This window comes from Vibrio tarriae (assembly GCF_002216685.1).
Classification (GTDB): domain Bacteria; phylum Pseudomonadota; class Gammaproteobacteria; order Enterobacterales; family Vibrionaceae; genus Vibrio; species Vibrio tarriae.
In genome coordinates this window covers 1,487,607-1,504,428 of the sequence record NZ_CP022353.1, presented here as the reverse complement: position 1 = coordinate 1,504,428, position 16,822 = coordinate 1,487,607, and the positions used below count along the sequence as shown (strand labels likewise).

At 46.0% G+C, this 16,822-nt stretch carries 17 protein-coding genes; 12 read left to right on the top strand and 5 right to left on the bottom strand.

Annotated features, from left to right (window positions below; all coding sequences use genetic code 11):
* Positions 1 to 73: 73 nt before the first annotated feature.
* Together gyrA and CEQ48_RS12485 are read left to right on the top strand one after the other, a co-directional pair.
* Positions 74 to 2,758 (top strand): DNA topoisomerase (ATP-hydrolyzing) subunit A, encoded by a 2,685-nt coding sequence (gyrA, locus tag CEQ48_RS12490; RefSeq protein WP_089071471.1) that lies wholly within the window; start codon positions 74 to 76, stop codon positions 2,756 to 2,758.
* Positions 2,759 to 2,933: 175 nt separating this feature from the next.
* Positions 2,934 to 3,557 (top strand): tetratricopeptide repeat protein, encoded by a 624-nt coding sequence (locus CEQ48_RS12485; protein ID WP_089071470.1) that lies wholly within the window; start codon positions 2,934 to 2,936, stop codon positions 3,555 to 3,557.
* 158 nt (positions 3,558 to 3,715) lie between these two features.
* Here the strand turns inward: CEQ48_RS12485 and nrfA are convergent, their stop codons facing one another.
* Positions 3,716 to 5,101, bottom strand: coding sequence for an ammonia-forming nitrite reductase cytochrome c552 subunit (gene nrfA / locus CEQ48_RS12480; RefSeq protein WP_373419686.1), 1,386 nt, complete (start codon positions 5,099 to 5,101; stop codon positions 3,716 to 3,718).
* Between the two features lie 481 nt (positions 5,102 to 5,582).
* Between nrfA and nrfB the strand changes: the two genes are divergently transcribed.
* The 6 genes from nrfB to nrfF are packed head-to-tail and all read left to right on the top strand — an operon-like array spanning position 5,583 to position 10,715.
* Complete coding sequence (nrfB, locus tag CEQ48_RS12475) at positions 5,583 to 6,170, top strand: cytochrome c nitrite reductase pentaheme subunit (protein ID WP_089071468.1); 588 nt, start codon at positions 5,583 to 5,585, stop codon at positions 6,168 to 6,170.
* A 1-nt stretch (position 6,171) separates the two neighbouring features.
* A complete protein-coding gene (gene nrfC, locus CEQ48_RS12470; RefSeq protein ID WP_089071467.1) occupies positions 6,172 to 6,858 on the top strand; it encodes a cytochrome c nitrite reductase Fe-S protein in 687 nt (228 codons plus the stop codon).
* Position 6,859: 1 nt separating this feature from the next.
* Positions 6,860 to 7,816 (top strand): cytochrome c nitrite reductase subunit NrfD, encoded by a 957-nt coding sequence (gene nrfD, locus CEQ48_RS12465; RefSeq protein ID WP_089071466.1) that lies wholly within the window; start codon positions 6,860 to 6,862, stop codon positions 7,814 to 7,816.
* An 18-nt stretch (positions 7,817 to 7,834) separates the two neighbouring features.
* Complete coding sequence (locus CEQ48_RS12460) at positions 7,835 to 9,790, top strand: heme lyase CcmF/NrfE family subunit (protein WP_089071465.1); 1,956 nt, start codon at positions 7,835 to 7,837, stop codon at positions 9,788 to 9,790.
* Entirely contained in the window at positions 9,753 to 10,295 is a 543-nt protein-coding gene (locus tag CEQ48_RS12455; protein ID WP_232477889.1) for a DsbE family thiol:disulfide interchange protein, read from the top strand. The genes CEQ48_RS12460 and CEQ48_RS12455 overlap by 38 nt, the downstream gene beginning before the upstream one ends.
* Positions 10,296 to 10,715 carry a heme lyase NrfEFG subunit NrfF gene (nrfF, locus tag CEQ48_RS12450; RefSeq protein WP_089071464.1) on the top strand — a complete coding sequence of 140 codons (420 nt, stop codon included), beginning with the start codon at positions 10,296 to 10,298 and terminating at the stop codon, positions 10,713 to 10,715.
* 229 nt (positions 10,716 to 10,944) lie between these two features.
* Here the strand turns inward: nrfF and CEQ48_RS12445 are convergent, their stop codons facing one another.
* From CEQ48_RS12445 to cspE, 3 genes are all read right to left on the bottom strand, one after another.
* Complete coding sequence (locus tag CEQ48_RS12445) at positions 10,945 to 11,145, bottom strand: hypothetical protein (RefSeq protein WP_089071463.1); 201 nt, start codon at positions 11,143 to 11,145, stop codon at positions 10,945 to 10,947.
* Between the two features lie 12 nt (positions 11,146 to 11,157).
* On the bottom strand, positions 11,158 to 11,307 hold the full coding sequence (locus tag CEQ48_RS20115) for a hypothetical protein (protein WP_181710887.1): 150 nt from the start codon (positions 11,305 to 11,307) through the stop codon (positions 11,158 to 11,160).
* 290 nt (positions 11,308 to 11,597) lie between these two features.
* On the bottom strand, positions 11,598 to 11,810 hold the full coding sequence (gene cspE / locus CEQ48_RS12440; protein ID WP_000066841.1) for a transcription antiterminator/RNA stability regulator CspE: 213 nt from the start codon (positions 11,808 to 11,810) through the stop codon (positions 11,598 to 11,600).
* A 438-nt stretch (positions 11,811 to 12,248) separates the two neighbouring features.
* On the opposite strand from cspE, the gene trhO reads away from it, so the two are divergent.
* Positions 12,249 to 13,232, top strand: a complete 984-nt coding sequence (gene trhO, locus CEQ48_RS12435; RefSeq protein ID WP_181717629.1) for an oxygen-dependent tRNA uridine(34) hydroxylase TrhO — start codon at positions 12,249 to 12,251, stop codon at positions 13,230 to 13,232.
* 24 nt (positions 13,233 to 13,256) lie between these two features.
* Here trhO and CEQ48_RS12430 read toward each other — a convergent pair whose 3' ends face one another.
* Positions 13,257 to 14,156, bottom strand: coding sequence for a helix-turn-helix domain-containing protein (locus CEQ48_RS12430; RefSeq protein WP_089071461.1), 900 nt, complete (start codon positions 14,154 to 14,156; stop codon positions 13,257 to 13,259).
* Between the two features lie 249 nt (positions 14,157 to 14,405).
* Here CEQ48_RS12430 and CEQ48_RS12425 point away from each other — a divergent pair, with 249 nt between their 5' ends.
* The 3 genes from CEQ48_RS12425 (at position 14,406) to CEQ48_RS12415 (ending at position 16,799) form a co-directional block, all read left to right on the top strand.
* Positions 14,406 to 15,620: a sugar efflux transporter gene (locus tag CEQ48_RS12425; RefSeq protein ID WP_089071460.1), complete on the top strand. Its 1,215-nt coding sequence runs from the start codon at positions 14,406 to 14,408 to the stop codon at positions 15,618 to 15,620.
* A 181-nt stretch (positions 15,621 to 15,801) separates the two neighbouring features.
* Entirely contained in the window at positions 15,802 to 15,978 is a 177-nt protein-coding gene (locus tag CEQ48_RS12420; protein WP_089071459.1) for a hypothetical protein, read from the top strand.
* A gap of 170 nt (positions 15,979 to 16,148) precedes the next feature.
* Complete coding sequence (locus CEQ48_RS12415) at positions 16,149 to 16,799, top strand: GTP cyclohydrolase II (protein ID WP_089071458.1); 651 nt, start codon at positions 16,149 to 16,151, stop codon at positions 16,797 to 16,799.
* Positions 16,800 to 16,822: the final 23 nt, after the last annotated feature.

The following is a 16,822-nucleotide window of genomic DNA, read 5'->3' as shown; positions in this document are numbered from 1 at the left end:
TCAATCTTGTAGTGAGCTTCGTTTCAGTAAGAATTTGGGTATACCGATCAAACTATAGAGGGATAATGGCTCTATGAGCGATCTAGCTAAAGAGATCACGCCCGTAAACATCGAAGACGAGCTACGCAGTTCGTATTTGGACTACGCGATGTCGGTTATCGTGGGTCGTGCTCTTCCTGATGTGCGTGATGGCCTTAAACCAGTACACCGACGCGTACTGTTCGCGATGAATGTGCTGGGCAACGACTGGAACAAAGCCTATAAAAAATCTGCCCGTGTGGTAGGTGACGTAATCGGTAAATATCACCCTCATGGTGACAGTGCGGTTTACGACACCATCGTGCGTATGGCGCAGCCTTTCTCACTTCGTTACATGTTGGTCGATGGCCAAGGTAACTTTGGCTCGATCGACGGCGACTCCGCGGCGGCAATGCGTTATACCGAAGTTCGTATGTCGAAAATCGCGCACGAACTCTTGGCAGACCTAGATAAAGAAACCGTTGACTACGTTCCGAACTATGACGGCACCGAGCAAATTCCAGCGGTATTGCCGACAAAGATCCCGAACCTGCTGATCAACGGTTCATCCGGTATTGCGGTGGGTATGGCAACCAACATTCCTCCGCACAACTTAGGTGAAGTGATCGATGGCTGTTTAGCCTACATCAACAACGAAGCGATCACCATTGATGAGTTGATGGACTACATTCCGGGTCCAGATTTCCCAACCGCAGCACTGATCAGTGGCCGTAAAGGCATTATTGACGCGTACAAAACCGGCCGTGGCAAGGTTTACATGCGCTCGAAAGCGGAAATCGAAACCGATAAGAACGGCAAAGAAACCATCATCGTCAGCGAAATCCCTTATCAAGTGAACAAAGCTCGCTTGATCGAAAAAATCGCTGAGTTGGTGAAAGAGAAGAAAGTCGAAGGTATCAGTGCACTGCGTGACGAGTCTGATAAAGACGGTATGCGCATTGTGATTGAGTGTAAGCGTGATGCGGTTGGCGAAGTGGTTCTGAACAACCTGTATGCCAACACTCAGCTACAAACCACTTTCGGTATCAACATGGTGGCACTCGATAACGGTCAGCCTAAGCTGTTTAACCTGAAAGAGATGCTGAAGTGTTTCGTCGACCATCGCCGTGAAGTGGTGACTCGTCGTACTATTTTTGAACTGCGCAAAGCGCGTGAGCGTGCCCATATCCTTGAAGGTTTGGCACTGGCTCTGGCGAACATTGATGAGATTATCGAACTGATCCGTCATGCCGCCACGCCTGCAGAAGCAAAAGAAGGCTTAATTGCCCGTGGTTGGGATCTTGGCAACGTTTCAGCGATGCTTGAGCGTGCGGGTACTGATGCGGCGCGTCCTGAGTGGCTTGAGCCACAATACGGCATCCGTGATGGCAAGTACTTCCTGACTGAGCAACAAGCGCAAGCGATTCTGGATCTGCGTCTGCACAAGCTGACTGGTCTAGAGCACGAGAAGATCCTCGATGAGTACAAACAACTTCTCGAAGAAATCGCGGCATTGATGCACATTCTGGCGAGCACAGAGCGCTTGATGGAAGTGATCCGTGAAGAGCTAGAAGCGATTCGCGCTGGCTTTAGCGATGCGCGCCGCACTGAAATTACTGCAGCAACGCATGACATCGACATGGAAGAGCTGATCGCCCGTGAAGATGTGGTTGTGACTCTGTCACACGAAGGTTATGTGAAGTATCAATTACTGAGCGACTACGAAGCACAGCGTCGTGGTGGTAAAGGTAAGAGCGCAACCAAGATGAAAGAAGAGGACTACATTGAGCGTCTTCTGGTTGCCAATACCCACGATAACATTCTGCTGTTCTCAACTCGCGGCAAAACTTACCGTATGAAGGTGTACCAACTGCCGCTCGCCAGCCGCACTGCACGTGGTAAGCCAATCGTGAACCTGCTTCCTCTGGAAGAAAACGAGCGTATTACTGCGATTCTGCCAGTCACTGAGTTCAGTGAAGATAAATTCATTTTCATGGCGACCGGTGACGGTACCGTGAAGAAAACCTCACTTGATCAGTTTGCTAACGTTCGCGCCAATGGTTTGATTGCGCTCAACCTGCGTGACGAAGACTCGCTGATTGGTGTGGATATCACCGATGGCGAAAGCGAAATTATGCTGTTCTCTAAATTCGGTAAAGTGGTTCGCTTTAAAGAGTCCGAAGAAACCGCGGTTGTGGATGAAAATGGTCAACCTGTGCTGGATGAAAATGGCCAGCCAGAGATCAAGTTCAAAGGCGTAAGACCAATGGGTCGTACCGCTGCCGGTGTTCGCGGCATGAAACTGGCTGAAGGTGACCAAGTAGTATCGCTCATCGTGCCGAAGGCCGAAGGTGACGTGCTCACCGTAACCGAAAATGGTTACGGCAAGCGTACTAGCCTATCTGAATACCCAACCAAGGGTCGTGGTACTCAGGGTGTGGTTTCGATCAAAGTCTCAGAGCGTAACGGCAGCGTTGTGGGTGCAGTACAAGTGGCCGAGGGTGATGAGTTCATGATGATCACCAATGCCGGCACACTGGTACGTACTCGCGTGGCGGAAGTGAGCCAAGTGGGCCGTAATACTCAAGGTGTGACCCTGATCCGTACTTCGGAAGGTGAAAGTGTGGTAGGTCTGCAGCGTATCGATGAAATCGAAGAGTCGGAATTGCCAGAAGGTGAGGAAGCACTCGTTGAGAACGATGCACCTGTTGCACAAGATGATGATGGTGAACAAGAGTAATCTGCTCTGTCATACCCCTGCCTAATCATCCTTGGGTAGGGAAATTCATAAAGTGCCTAATCAAAGCCGGACAATCGTCCGGCTTTTTTGATCCCGCTTACAGGCTATAAGCCCCACTCAGTTTTCTCACAAACACTTCGTTATACTGACTGGGCAAAATGGTTAAGGAGTCGATATGGATTGGATGACGCTGATACTGGGTGCCGCTGTGGTAGTGGCAATGGCGGTTTATCTGGTGATTCGAACACCACGCCGAGTCGCAGTTGGGTTTGTTGGTGTTGTGACTATAGTCAGCGTAGGGCTTTTTTTATGGATGCAGCAGCCAGAGCCTAAAGCCCAAGTTAAGGCCGAAACAAAATCACTGGCTCAGACGATGAGTGATGTGCAGGAAGCGTTACGCAAAGATCCCAATCAAGCCGATTTATGGTTCTCTCTGGGGCAAGGCTATTTACTAGAGAGTGATTTTCCCGCGGCTACGCAATGTTTTGATTACGCGATTCGATTGACCGAGTTTCCGACCGCCAACCAATATTCCGCCAAAGCGACAGCGCTTTACTACCAACATAAGCAAAACATGAGTGATGACGTGACTCAGCTTTTGAATACGGCTTTAGACATCGAGCCTTTTAATGAAACGGCACTAACGCTGATTGCTCAAGATCACATGATCAGCTTTCGGTATCAGCAGGCGGTCGAAACTTGGCTTCATTTATTGGATTCTCCCGATCTCGCTCTCGATAGAGCTAAAATCATTCAACAATTGGAGTTGGCAAAATCACGAGTGGTCAAAGCTAGCTAAACGGTTACTACACTAATCACCTTCGACTTGAAGCCATTAGATTGTTTGAACTTATCTTGTTTAAATAGAAGAAAAGCCAACGTACTGTTGGCTTTTCGTTGAGGGCACGAGAGTGCAGAATCGAGGTTTAAACGCTGACTTCTCTACGGACTTTTCGCCTAATAGTTCGCTTCGCGTTGCTCGGCTTTCTTATCCCATTCAGGTACGACAGTGTCGAGGAAGTGTTGTTTTTCGGCTTTCATCTTCTCCATATCCATGCCTAAGGCTGCTTGGGCTTTCTCTTTACTTGAGATATCAGGCTGCTTAATTGGGTCAGTGATGCCTTTAGTCGCTAATAGGCGCGCCAGTTTAGTTCGTGCATCCGCCGCGCGATCCACCGCGGTTCCCAGCACTTCCAAAGCGACTTCAGGCGCATGCATGTGCACACCATGTGAAGCGATGGAGTAGTCCCAACGCCATTGTGCATGACGGATATCTTGCAAGATAGATTGCATCTCTTGCTCCGTTGCACCGGCTTTCCATGCCGCTGCGGCTTCAAAGTGTGCTGCAACGATCTGTTTTTCAGCCGTCAGCTTCATTTTCAGTACTTGAGCTTTACGAGTTGCGACAATGTTTTTCAACTCATCTTTGCTTTGGGTATGGCAATTGGCACAGGTATTTTCAAAGCGATCAAATGGGTTACCGATTTTATGGTCGGTATACACTGTGCCATCTTCGTTTTTCACTTTAGGCATGTGGCAATCGGCACACACCACATTATTTTTGCCATGGATACCAGCACGCCACGTTTCATATTCAGGGTGCTGCGCCTTAATCATCGGAGCTTTAGAGAGTTGGTGCGTCCAGTCACTAAAATTCAGTGCATCGTAATAGCGCTCCATGGAGTCCACATCGGTCCCCATATCCCAAGGGAATTTCACGGCCTTGGTAGGACCTGAGAAATAGTATTCCACGTGGCACTGACCACACACGCCCGCTTGTTGATCGAGACGTGACATTTGATCAAAGGGTTTACCAATCGTCTGGTAGGCACGTTCTACATAAGGACGGGTGATTTTCAGTGCCGGTTCGCCGTTTTTGAACGCCTCACTGCGCGTGTCATGGCAGTCTGCACAACCAATCGGGTTAGAAATTTCTTCACCTAAACGCGCCCATTTACCTTCGAAATAACCGTCTTCACCGCGTTCTTCGATCACTCTTGCCACATCGGGTGATTTACAGCTCCAACAAGCCATGGGCATTGGGCCAGAATTAGCATCGGTTGGACCGCCAGTCCGTAAGGTTTGGCGAACATCGTCTAGGGCGTAAAAATGCCCACGAGGCTTGTTATAATCTTTTGCAAAACCGTAGCCTGCCCATAACACAACCATGTTGGGATCTTCGGCCAGAGCATCTTCGATAGGTTTACTTTCTGACGTCTCTTTCCATGTTTTGTATTGATCAGGGTGTTGCGCCTGATATGCCTCATTACGTGGATCTGCAAGTTGGTTTTCTGTTGCTGCAGACACACTAAGACTCGCCACTCCCAAGGAAGTTGCGCTCACAAGCAACAATGCTGCTGATTGTTTTATCCAGTGCTTTTTCACAATGGCTTCTCCATATTCCGTGTTGGTTTCTGCGTTGTGGACTGAATATCCAAATTAAGAAAGGAGAATGCACAAGCCATTATTGTTTATATTTTTAAAAACAAAATTAGGTAGATTAATATTCATTGTTTTGGATCAATTTATCACTGTGACCAAGCTTCAAAAAAATTTCATATACCCCTAAAGTGGTATGAATTCTTCAAGAGAATAAAGAAAAGACTAATTATTGAAATTAAATCATTCCCAATGATTTAGGTGATGAACCTCACCGATTCTTATTTTTAAAATACCCATAAAGGAGAAGAGGGGATATTCTACTTATATAGCGTTGTGGCTTATCCAAAATAAGAATTGATTGCATTTGGTGAATAATCGAAACCAAGAGTAATTATTTTTCTGATTTGACAATAATCCTTATCAGAAATAAGGACAGGATAATATGGGCAAAGTTCAATTTGCCATAGCCATAATGCTGAAGTCCCTTCTTGCATTTTGTCTCTATGGATATTCTATTTATGCCGTTGCGGAACCTTCCGATATAAAATCGGAGGTATCTCCACAACGCCATGAAGTCACTCTCATCCGTGATGCTGATTACAAATGTGTTCAGTGTCATAAGGATGCCAAAAATACACTGCTTGAATCGCACAGTGAGCAAGCGCTACAACGAGTGGGGCGTGAGCTGAACTGTACTAATTGCCACAGTAATATTGGCCCTGAACACCGTAATGGCGCTGAGGACGTGACCAAATACTTCAGTGCACAATCGCAACCGGGTACAGAAAAGGTTTATCTGGAACCTGAACAAATTCTGCAAGCCAATAGTGTTTGTATGGACTGTCATCGGTCGAAGAAGCTACGTGAAAAAAGTTGGACGCACGATGTGCATGCAAAAAACCTCACTTGCTCTAATTGCCACACCGTACATGCCATGGATGCCAAAGTGCTGAGCTTTGACCACAAGCAGAAGATAAAGCTATGTGTCGATTGCCATTCCGATTTCAAAGCGAAGGAAGAGGAGAAATAACATGAGCTGTTCAAGACGTCATTTTCTCGCGGGTTCCGGAGCTTTAATCATGACCACGGGCATTGCGGGTACGGCCGTGATCAATAGTCGCTATGTGCTTGCTGCTGTGCAGGAAGAGGGTAATAAACGATACGCCATGGTACATGATGAAACCGCTTGTATTGGGTGTACCGCATGTACCGAAGCGTGTCGTGAAGTGAACAAAGTGCCTGAAGGAGTCTCCCGTTTGGAGATTATTCGCAGTGCTCCGCAAGGTGAGTTTCCGAATGTGGACTACCGTTTTACTCGCAAATCTTGCCAACATTGTGAGAATCCGCCTTGCGTCTATGTCTGCCCAACAGGGGCCGCTTACAAAGATGAAGCGACAGGCATTGTTGATGTGCATAAGGCACGCTGTGTGGGTTGTGGTTACTGCCTTGCGGCTTGCCCTTATCAAGTGCGCTTTTTCCATCCGGTCACTCATTCGGCGGATAAGTGTAACTTCTGCCGTGATACCAATCTGGCACAGGGCAAACAGCCTGCGTGTGTGGAATCTTGCCCCACTAAGGCGCTGACATTTGGCGATTTAAACGATCCGACCAGTGCAGTCAATCAACTGCTGGCTACCCGCACGGTGTATCGAGATAAAGTCCAGCTGGGTACTAGCCCTAAACTGTATAAAATCCCGCATCAGAAAGGGGAGGTGTAATATGAGCACTTTACAAACCGCTTTTCATTTTGATTCTTTAGTGTGGGATTGGATTATTGCCATCTATTTATTTTTGGCAGGGATGTCCGCGGGTGCAGTCATGATTTCGCTCTATTTGAAACGCAACGTGATACAAGGCGATGCGGCAGAAAATGGGATTATTAAAGCGACCGCTTGGCTGGCACCGTTCGGAATTATTGCTGGCCTGACGATTTTGATTTTCCACCTCACTAAGCCACTCGAGTTTTGGAAGATCATGATTTATTACAACCCCACCTCAGTGATGTCGATGGGGGTGATTTTGTTTCAAGTGTATATGGCGGTGTTGTTCGTTTGGATCGGGATTATTTTCAGACCTGTGATCATGCGACTCTTGAAGGGAAAATTCACCTTTGTGGATGGTTTGCTGCTGAAAGCCAAGCAATTTGAAAATGGGATTGAAATTTTCCTCGCCATTTTAGCCATTACTCTTGCGGCTTATACGGGCTTCCTGCTTTCGGCATTAAAAACTTATCCGATGCTGAATAATCCGGTGTTGCCAATCCTGTTCTTATTCTCCAGTCTTTCATCTGGTTTCGCGGCTTGTTTGATGGTTGGGGTGTGGATCTTTAAAGAGCCGATGAACAGCCCAAGCATTGCCTGGCTGCACAGATTTGAGCGCCCAACGGTATTGTTTGAGTTGTTTGTGTTAGTGACTTTCTTTACTGGGCTGATTTTCAGTGGTGGTCAAGCACAGGCTTCCGCGTGGAATGCCATTTCAGGCGGCTTTTGGGCTAACTGGCTTTGGTACGGAGTGATTGCACTTGGTATGGTGCTGCCTTTGTTGCTGAATGCGCTGTCGCCAAAATCCCTCAAACATTCGCTCGGCTTTGTACTGTTTGTCACCTCGCTCAGTTTACTTGGGGTGTTAATGTTGCGTACCTTTGTGTTGTACGCCGGACAGATGACCGCCATTTGAGTGTGATAGGAAAAGCTAATGAGTGACTTAGGGCTGTTTTTACTCATTCTGGTCGCCGTGTTAAGCACGGCGATGAGCCTTTGGGGGCTAAGTTGCTTTCGCGCTCTTTCCTTACATCTATCGAGTTTTGAGCCACAGCAAATATTGCTTACCAAAACCTGCCGACTGGTGTTCCTTTGCGCTTTCTCGGCCTTGGTGCTGTTAGCGTATGCGTTCATCACTGACAATTTTGCGCTGCATTATGTTTCATCCCACTCCAATTCTGCGCTGCCTGTGTTTTTCAAAGTGGCAGCTGTATGGGGAGGGCATGAAGGATCGATGCTGTTTTGGGTGATGACATTGGCTGGTTGGTCTGCAGTGATCTCCTATCAGCGTTGTTACCCGCAATCGTATCAGTTCAAAGTGCTGACCTTGATGAATGCGCTGGTGGCCATGTTCGCGTGGTTTACCTTGTTCACCTCCAACCCCTTTGAATTAAATGCAGTTTTGCCGAGCGAGGGGAGAGATTTAAACCCGATGCTGCAAGATGTCGCGCTGATTTTTCATCCTCCTTTGCTGTATCTCGGCTATGTGGGTTACTCCACAGTGTTGGCGTTTGCTCTGGCCGCGTTATTGGAAAAAGAGATCCCCAGCCAGTGGGTGGAATGGTGCCAGCCGTGGGCAATGGGCGCGTGGCTGTTTTTAACCTTAGGCATCGGGCTAGGTTCATGGTGGGCGTATTACGAACTCGGCTGGGGTGGTTGGTGGTTCTGGGATCCGGTTGAAAACGCATCTTTACTGCCTTGGCTGACCGGAACGGCGCTGTGTCACACCTTATTGGCTAACCGATACCACGGTGTATTGCAGCGTTGGTGTTATGTGTTGGCGCTGATGACTTTCAGTTTAAGCATCATAGGCACGTTTATTGTGCGCTCTGGTGTACTGACTTCCGTACATGCGTTTGCGGTTGACCCCGACAAAGGTATCGTCTTACTCGGCATTCTTGCTTTGGTGCTGCTTGTGGGCTTGGGCAGTCTTGTCCTGCGTTTAGACGAGATTCGCTCTGCACCTCTTACTCACTGGTGGAGTGCGCCATTTTTAATGCTGATCGCGACAGGGTTACTGGCCATCGTCGCATTTACCGTGGGCATGGGTACCTTTTACCCCATGTTGTACACCTTGTTTGGGTTTGGCAGCATTTCAGTGGGCGCGCCGTATTTCAATGCCATGATTTTGCCTTTTGTCTTCTTGGGCCTGCTGGCATTAGGCGCTGTTCCATTAATCAAACACAAAAACCGACGACGAATCGCGTTAGGGCTAGCGCTTCTTTCAACACTGCTGGGAACCACGCTGTATTGCCTGCAAGTCGATAACCCTGTGTTGTGGGTTCAACTATTCTGGATTTTGGGATGCTGGGTTGCCAGCACACATTTGCTCTGTTTATTGGAGAAAAGAACGCGCGCGATCCCTATGGTGATGGCGCATTTGGGTTTGGCATTTCTGGCCGTGGGCGCGGCGATGAATGCTGAACACTCGCAGGAAATCGCGAAAAAAATGGCACAGGGAGACACGCTGACGTTTATGCAGTGGCAGGTGACTTATCAGGACATGAACTGGGCGATAGGGCCGAATTACACGCTAGAGAAAGCGCAATTTATATGGCAAAAAGAGGGGGCGAGTTCTTTTATCATGGAGCCTGAACGCCGTCACTATCCAGTACGAGTGATGAACATGAATGAACCTGCTTTGCATGGACTGTGGAATGGGGATTTGTACGTTACGCTTGGTAGCAAGTTTAGCGAACAGAGCCATTCTGCAAAAAGCTATGCCGTAAAGAGTTACGCTGTGAAGTTACAATTCAAAGCTTATATAGGTTGGATATGGTTAGCGGTACTGATGTTTGTAATGGGCAGCGTGCTGGCGTTAGTGAGTCGCAGGAAAGGGAGGAGAGTGCAGAGTGTTGAAAGCCAAAGCCAACGTTATACGCTTGCTTAGTGTGGTCTTAGTGATTGGTGGTGTGCTCGCCGCGATTGGCTTGGGTTTGGAAAATAAAAATACCAACAAGGCAGAAGCGAGTGTAGTCAAACAGTTACCGGTGTTTGATGTCCCAGATTTACTCGACCCAAACACACGCGTAACGCAGCAAGATTTTCTCATTTCAGACTACAAACTTCTCAATGTGTGGGCTTCATGGTGTGGTAGTTGTTTGAGTGAGCATGAATTTTTAAACACCTTAGCTCAGCAAGGTGTCCCCATTTATGGCTTAAATTATCGGGATGAACCCCGCGCGGCGACACGTTATTTGCAGCAGAACGGCAACCCGTTTGTCAAAGTAGCTCAAGATCCACAAGGCTCTGTGGCGTTAGATCTTGGTGTGATAGGCACACCGGAGACGTATTTGATCAACTCGGCAGGAGAGATTGTTTTTAAATATTCAGGGCAATTGACCCAAGAAAAATGGCAACGTTATTTTCAAGCTTACTTTAAACAGGAGAGTTAATTGTTACTCCGGCTGGTTTTCTTTCTCTTTTTTATCGTATCGCCACTGCAAAGTTGGGGGAGTGTTCCTTTCTCAAGCTCAGAAGGCGTTAATGCTGTTGAGTTTTTTGAGTTTGATTCCGATCAGCAGCAACGTATGGCGACCGAGTTGGCGAAATCATTGCGCTGCCCGCAGTGCCAAAACCAGAACTTGATTGAATCAAATTCGCCGATAGCCAAAGACTTACGTTTTAAAGTGTTTGTGATGGTAAAAGAGGGGAAAAGCGAACAAGAGATTGTCGACTACATGGTTGAACGCTTCGGTGATTTTGTGTTGTACCAACCGCCATTCAAAGTCCAAACTTGGCTGCTGTGGTTGACCCCTGTGGTTATTTTGAGTCTCTTTTTGATCTACGCCGCCCGATTGGTGCGGCGTAAATAGCTACCAGTCAGACAAAACACGGCACAGTCTGGACATAAGACGTATTTTTGGCCGTATTTTTAAATAGATAAATATGGATAAAATCAGAGGCTAAGATACAAATTGCACGGATGTTTTTCATATTGATCTACTTGCAGTGTCTTCAAATCAATTTGTATTAAAACATGACTAATTATTAGTGATATTTTGGGTTAAATTGATACAAGCAGAGGTGATTGATTGAAAGCTGTTAATTTCTATTGATATACCGTTCGGCATTGGAGAATAGCTTTTCACATAATTTTTTCTGACTCATATACTCTGGTGTATCTTGTTCCATAGAGTCAAGAACTTCTTTCGCCGCTTGATATTCTGTGACCATAACAGAGAATTGTTCTTCAAAACTGTTTCTTTGTGTTTTTTTATTTGATTTTCTTACTGGTTTTCGCATGTTTCTTGTACCTTACAGATCCCAAAGCTTTTTTTGTTCTCGTTCTAATAAAATGTCTTCAATTTTTTTTCTTATCTTGTGAATGTTATCTGGACTTTCATCTGCATTAAGAACTTTCACTTTGGAAATTTTGGATTTAGAACCTGTTAGTGGTTTTTTCAAAGTTTGATCTCCTTCTCTAACGTAGAAATAAATAGTCCATCGAACATCACATCTTGCGAATATTTAATTTCGAAAGAAATTTCATCCTAGAAAATTTAAATTATCATTAGGTGATATGACATGAAGTTGGATAAGATTAAAAAACACTATTTATCTGATTTACAGTAGGAAGATATAATCTAACATTACTACTGTAAGATTAATGATTAAAGAACGGTGTTTATTTAAGTATTTAATGAAAATTTAAATGACTAGATCTCATCATATAAGCAAGATCTAGTCATAAATGCTTATAACAAAGTAACGTTAGCAGCTTGAGGGCCTTTATTACCTTGTTCTACGTTGAAAGCAACTTTTTGGCCTTCAGCTAATGTTTTAAAGCCGTCACTAACAATTGATTTGAAATGAACGAATAGATCAGCACCTCCGTTGTCAGGGGTGATAAATCCAAAACCTTTAGTTTCGTTAAACCATTTTACTAGACCAGTTGTTTTATTAGACATATATATCTCGATAGATTAATTAAATTGAAATGGAAACTACTAAATATGGAATGAAGAAAAAATTATCGCAGGATAGATATGACAACAAACTGAATCAAAAAACTGAGAAGATCTTAAACTAAATTTTATATCAATAGCTCACTATTAAAACCAGCACTACTATACACGATGTTCACACAATAGATACGTATTTCTTCACTTTAAATTTTTAATCATTAAAATCATTAACTTAGATTCTGTCTTGAGTTAGGCTAAAGATAGAATTAATCCAAATAGACACAATTTAGTCAATTAGCTACGATAAAACTATTATTCGTGATGAAGATAAGCTCGGTTTATAACTAAGTTATACCCCCAAAAACACTCCGTATTTGTCATCGGTTTGCTTGGGTATAATGCCCGCCCAATTTCTAGGTGTTGTATTTGAAAGGTCATACCATGAGTCAATATGTTGTCTGTGCGCTCTACAAGTTTGTTGAGCTCAATCATTACCAAGAGCTAAGAGCACCGCTGCTGGCACTGATGGAAGAGAACCACATTCGCGGCACATTATTGCTGGCGCAAGAAGGCATTAACGGTACGGTCGCTTCTTCTCGCCAAGGGATTGATGCGCTGCTGGCGTGGCTAGAAAACGAACCGAGTTTAAAAGGCACTGTGTATAAAGAGTCTTTTGCCTCTGAGCCGCCGTTTAACCGTACTAAGGTCAAACTCAAAAAAGAGATTGTGACTATGGGCGTAGAAGGCATAGATCCACGTCATGTAGTGGGCACTTATGTGAAGCCGCAAGATTGGAACGCGCTGATTTCTGATCCTGAAGTCTTGGTGGTGGATACCCGAAACGATTACGAAGTACAGCTTGGCACCTTTAAAAACGCGCTCAACCCAAAAACGGAGACGTTCCGCGAGTTTCCACACTATGTGCAGGAAAACCTTGATCCGCAAAAGCACAAGAAAGTCGCCATGTTCTGTACTGGCGGGATCCGCTGTGAAAAATCCACCGCATATTTGAAAGAGCAAGGCTTTGAAGAGGTGTATCACCTTGAAGGCGGCATCTTGAAATATCTTGAAGAAGTGCCTCAAGAGCAAAGCTTGTGGGAGGGGGATTGTTATGTGTTTGACGGGCGCGTTGCGGTAGGGCATGGCCTTGCCGAAAGTGACTATCAAATTTGTAATGCTTGCCGTTTGCCTATCACAGAGGCAGATAAGCAGAGTGAGCAGTATGAACAAGGCGTCAGCTGTCCGCGTTGCTTTGGATCACACACGGAAGAGCAGCTAGAGCGTTTCCGTGAGCGTGAAAAGCAAGTCCAGCTAGCGAAACTGCGTGGTGAAAGCCATATCGGAGAGGAGAGTGCGACACTGATTGAAAAACGCCGCGCGGAAAAGCTGGCGCGCAAAGCGGCGCAGCGTGGCCAGAAAGGTTAGCGAGTCGTGAGTGGGGGCATGTCTCTACCCACTCACTGCTTGAAATCGCTGACGAAATTCCCTCGGAGTCATGGCTTTGAGGGTTTTAAATTGGCGGTTAAAGTTCGACAAATTGCCAAACCCAGTTCGCTCGGCAATTAACGCAATCGGCAGCGCAGAACTGGCTAAAAGCTCGCACGCTTTACCGATCCGAAACTGCTTCAAATGCTCCGAAAAACTCATCCCATAATGCTTTTCAAATAAGCGATACGCCGAGCTTTCACTCAAATGTAAGTGATGGCATAAGTCGGTAATTTTTATTGCTTGTGCGTAGTGCTGCTCCACATACTGTTTCGCCAACTGAATTTTCTTGTGAATGTCGCTGTTACTGGCGAGTGGTGTCACCAAATACGGCGCAACGGATAGGCGCTGTGCTTGCGGATCGTCCGCCATCACAAGTAAGGACTCAATCACGCGCAGAGATTGATAACTGTGAGGCTGTTGATCGACATTGGCTAGGAGTTCGGCGACGCGCGTAGCGGTTTGCTCACTGAGACGCACGCCATAGGTGGCATGTTGCTGCAAGCGTTGCAAAGCTTGAGCTTGAGGCAATACGCTCTGTAGCTTGTCTAACCACTCTTGTTTGAACCAGATAATCGTTGAGTGCAGAGTTTGGGCTTTATTGATCAGCTGTCTACCCGCAATCATATGTGGCAAACCGGGGCCGTAAAGTAAAAGTGTGTTGTGCTCAACCCCACCAATCGCATCACCTGCAAAATAGTTACCGACAAAACGTTGATCTGGGTTCTGGTAGAGCACCAGTTCATACTCGGTGTGATAGTGCCAAGGACAAGAAAACTCTTCTTTATTCGTGTTGCTGTGGAATTCGCGCAATACCCAATCCTGACTGATGCCACTCATCACATTTTCAATTAAAGGTCGCATAACGATTTACGTGAGTTTTCCTGCGCTCAATGTGTGGCGATAGACTAGAGGAATGGCTTGTTTTCTGTCAAATCATCAAGTGATTTCGCCTGAATAGTATTAGAACTGGCTCGAATAACATCAATAACTCATGTCCAGATTCAGTACACTAGCCGCCATAATCCCCCTGCTGCTCTAAGTCGTTTAGGGATAAAGCGACGCTGCCAAGTAGGAAGGAGATTCCATCGAATATTGCTATGAGGTTACTGCATGTATCGAGACAAAACCGCCTTACTGTTTATTATGTCGACACTGGTTACGGGTCTATGCGGAGCGTTTTTTTACCCACTCTCCAGCCTGTTTATTGTTGAGGCGCTCGATGCTTCACCGATGCAACTGAGCCTGTATATGGTGTTGGCAGTCGTCAGCTCAGTTATCGTCTCGCAGTGGCTTGCGCGCCAATCAGATCGTCATTGGCAGCGTAAAACCATCTTATTGGTTTCGTTAATCTGTTATCTCATCACTGTGGTCAGCTTTATGTTTATTCGCAGCTACAGTCTCGCCATCATGGTGGTGGTACTGTTTGCTAGCGTGAGTGGCGCGTCATTTGGCCAGCTTTTTGCGCTTGGCCGCGAATACGCCGATCAGCATTTAACCGATAAAACGACCTTCCTCTCTACCATGCGTGCCGGAATTGCGATTGCTTGGGTATTTGGCCCTCCGGCGGCGTTTATGCTCAAAGCCAGTTTTGGCTTTAATGCCGCCTTTGCGGTGTCTGCTCTGATAGTATTTTTAGGCATAGTGCTGATTGCTCGCTTCTTGCCAGCAGGGGTGAAAACCGCCGCAGCCGTTGGAACAACGCCAGTCGAACTTGGACAATATTCCCCCCGTAAGCGTGCATTGATCGTACTGTACTGCGTGACCTTGGTATGTACTTTTGGCTCAAACAACCTTTATATCACCAGTATGCCGCTCTATCTGTCTCGTGAATTGATGGTGCCTGAACACTGGTTAGGGGTACTGTTTGGCACGGCCGCGTTGTGTGAAATTCCGGTCATGTTAATGGCGGGAAAGCTTGCCGAGCGATGGGGCACGAATAAATTGCTGATGCTTGGGATCACCAGCGGCATCTTGTTTTACGGTGTGATGCTGACCCACACAGGGTTTGTCGCCATGATGATAGCGCAAGTGCTCAATGGCTTTTTTATCGGTGTGTGCGCGACGCTAGGCATGGTGGTGCTGCAAGATATGATGCAAGACCGATTAGGCACCGCTTCCACCTTGTTTTCGAGCATGCTCAGTATCAGCACTTTAGTGGCGAGCTTATCGGTCGGCGTGGTCGGTGAGTTTTATAACTACTTCAGCACCTTGTATGTTTCTTTAACCGGTGCATTCAGTGCTTTGCTGCTGTTGGTGTTGTTTAGTCAACTGCAGCGTAGAGCAATGCCAACCGAAGCGGTGCAAAGTGGGGTATCGGTCAGTTAAGGACAGAGAGAAATGCGCGGCCTTGAGATCGGCTAGGTGTTAACCAAGGAGTTTGCTGCGTAATTATTCTCTAAAGTGTAAAAATTATGTGACCATACTTCCATATCTTATTGCGTGATAAGAAATAATTATGAAAGAAGGTATTCTTTTTAAGAAATGGATGAAATTGTGGAGAGAGTAGGTGGACAATTTTGTTGTTACCCAGCTGAAGAAAGAGTTTTACGCGCAGTTGAGCGCGTTGCAAGCACATTCGGCGCCACAATCAAAACCGACACTCTCGGTATTAACCGATGAAGAGTTACGCCAATTAGAGCAAATCTGGATTGAGTTGTGCGTCTGGAAGAAGTCACAAAACTGATTATTTTCATCCCTATTTTGATATCTGAACGAACCCAACCCAATATGGTTGGGTTTTTTGTTGCTCAAAAAGGCATTTGTTATAACATAACAATTTAAGCCTTCGAGTGATCTTTTCTTTGAAAAAAGGGGTATCAGCCCTCATAGTTAGGTCACTAGTAGAGACAAGTTATGCAAATGTTGAGAAACGTGCATCCCGTTACAAAGATTCAAGTGAGTGCAAACATGGCGGAAGTAAGAGCCAGAGTCGATTTAAAAGTCGGTGCGAAAAGCAATATTGACGCAGAAATCCTGTCATTTCATGGACTGCAATCAGACAAAGAACACGTTGCAGTGATTTTCAAATCAGCGGATACCATCCAAGAAGCTCCGCTTGTGCGTATGCACTCGGAGTGTTTAACAGGCGATGTTTTCCATTCCTCTCGTTGTGACTGTGGTGAACAGCTAGAAGAAACCATTACTCGCATGGGACAGTTAGGCGGCATCATTCTGTATTTACGTCAAGAAGGGCGGGGCATTGGTCTGTACAACAAGATTGATGCGTATCGCTTGCAAAGTCAGGGCATGAATACTTATGAAGCCAATAATCATCTCGGTTTTGGGGATGATCTGCGTGACTTTACGGAAGCCGCGCAAATGCTACAAGCCTTGGGGGTGAAGAAGATCCGTTTGGTGACGAACAATCCGAAAAAGATCCGTGAGTTAAAAGAGCATGGCATTGAGATTGTCGAAGTAGTTCATACCTCGGCACATATCAAAGATGGTAATGAAAATTACCTGAAAGCCAAAGTTTCACACGGCAAGCATCAACTCAAACTGTAACCTTCAGTTTTATAAATAGATTC

What these genes read in the sequence shown, in the direction of transcription:
- gyrA (WP_089071471.1), top strand. Translation starts at nt 74, where the DNA reads ATGAGCGATCTAGCTAAAGAGATCACGCCCGTAAACATCGAAGACGAG.
- CEQ48_RS12485 (WP_089071470.1), top strand. Translation starts at nt 2,934, where the DNA reads ATGGATTGGATGACGCTGATACTGGGTGCCGCTGTGGTAGTGGCAATG.
- nrfB (WP_089071468.1), top strand. Translation starts at nt 5,583, where the DNA reads ATGGGCAAAGTTCAATTTGCCATAGCCATAATGCTGAAGTCCCTTCTT.
- nrfC (WP_089071467.1), top strand. Translation starts at nt 6,172, where the DNA reads ATGAGCTGTTCAAGACGTCATTTTCTCGCGGGTTCCGGAGCTTTAATC.
- nrfD (WP_089071466.1), top strand. Translation starts at nt 6,860, where the DNA reads ATGAGCACTTTACAAACCGCTTTTCATTTTGATTCTTTAGTGTGGGAT.
- CEQ48_RS12460 (WP_089071465.1), top strand. Translation starts at nt 7,835, where the DNA reads ATGAGTGACTTAGGGCTGTTTTTACTCATTCTGGTCGCCGTGTTAAGC.
- CEQ48_RS12445 (WP_089071463.1), bottom strand. Translation starts at nt 11,145, where the DNA reads ATGCGAAAACCAGTAAGAAAATCAAATAAAAAAACACAAAGAAACAGT.
- cspE (WP_000066841.1), bottom strand. Translation starts at nt 11,810, where the DNA reads ATGTCTAATAAAACAACTGGTCTAGTAAAATGGTTTAACGAAACTAAA.
- trhO (WP_181717629.1), top strand. Translation starts at nt 12,249, where the DNA reads ATGAGTCAATATGTTGTCTGTGCGCTCTACAAGTTTGTTGAGCTCAAT.
- CEQ48_RS12430 (WP_089071461.1), bottom strand. Translation starts at nt 14,156, where the DNA reads ATGCGACCTTTAATTGAAAATGTGATGAGTGGCATCAGTCAGGATTGG.
- CEQ48_RS12425 (WP_089071460.1), top strand. Translation starts at nt 14,406, where the DNA reads ATGTATCGAGACAAAACCGCCTTACTGTTTATTATGTCGACACTGGTT.
- CEQ48_RS12415 (WP_089071458.1), top strand. Translation starts at nt 16,149, where the DNA reads ATGCAAATGTTGAGAAACGTGCATCCCGTTACAAAGATTCAAGTGAGT.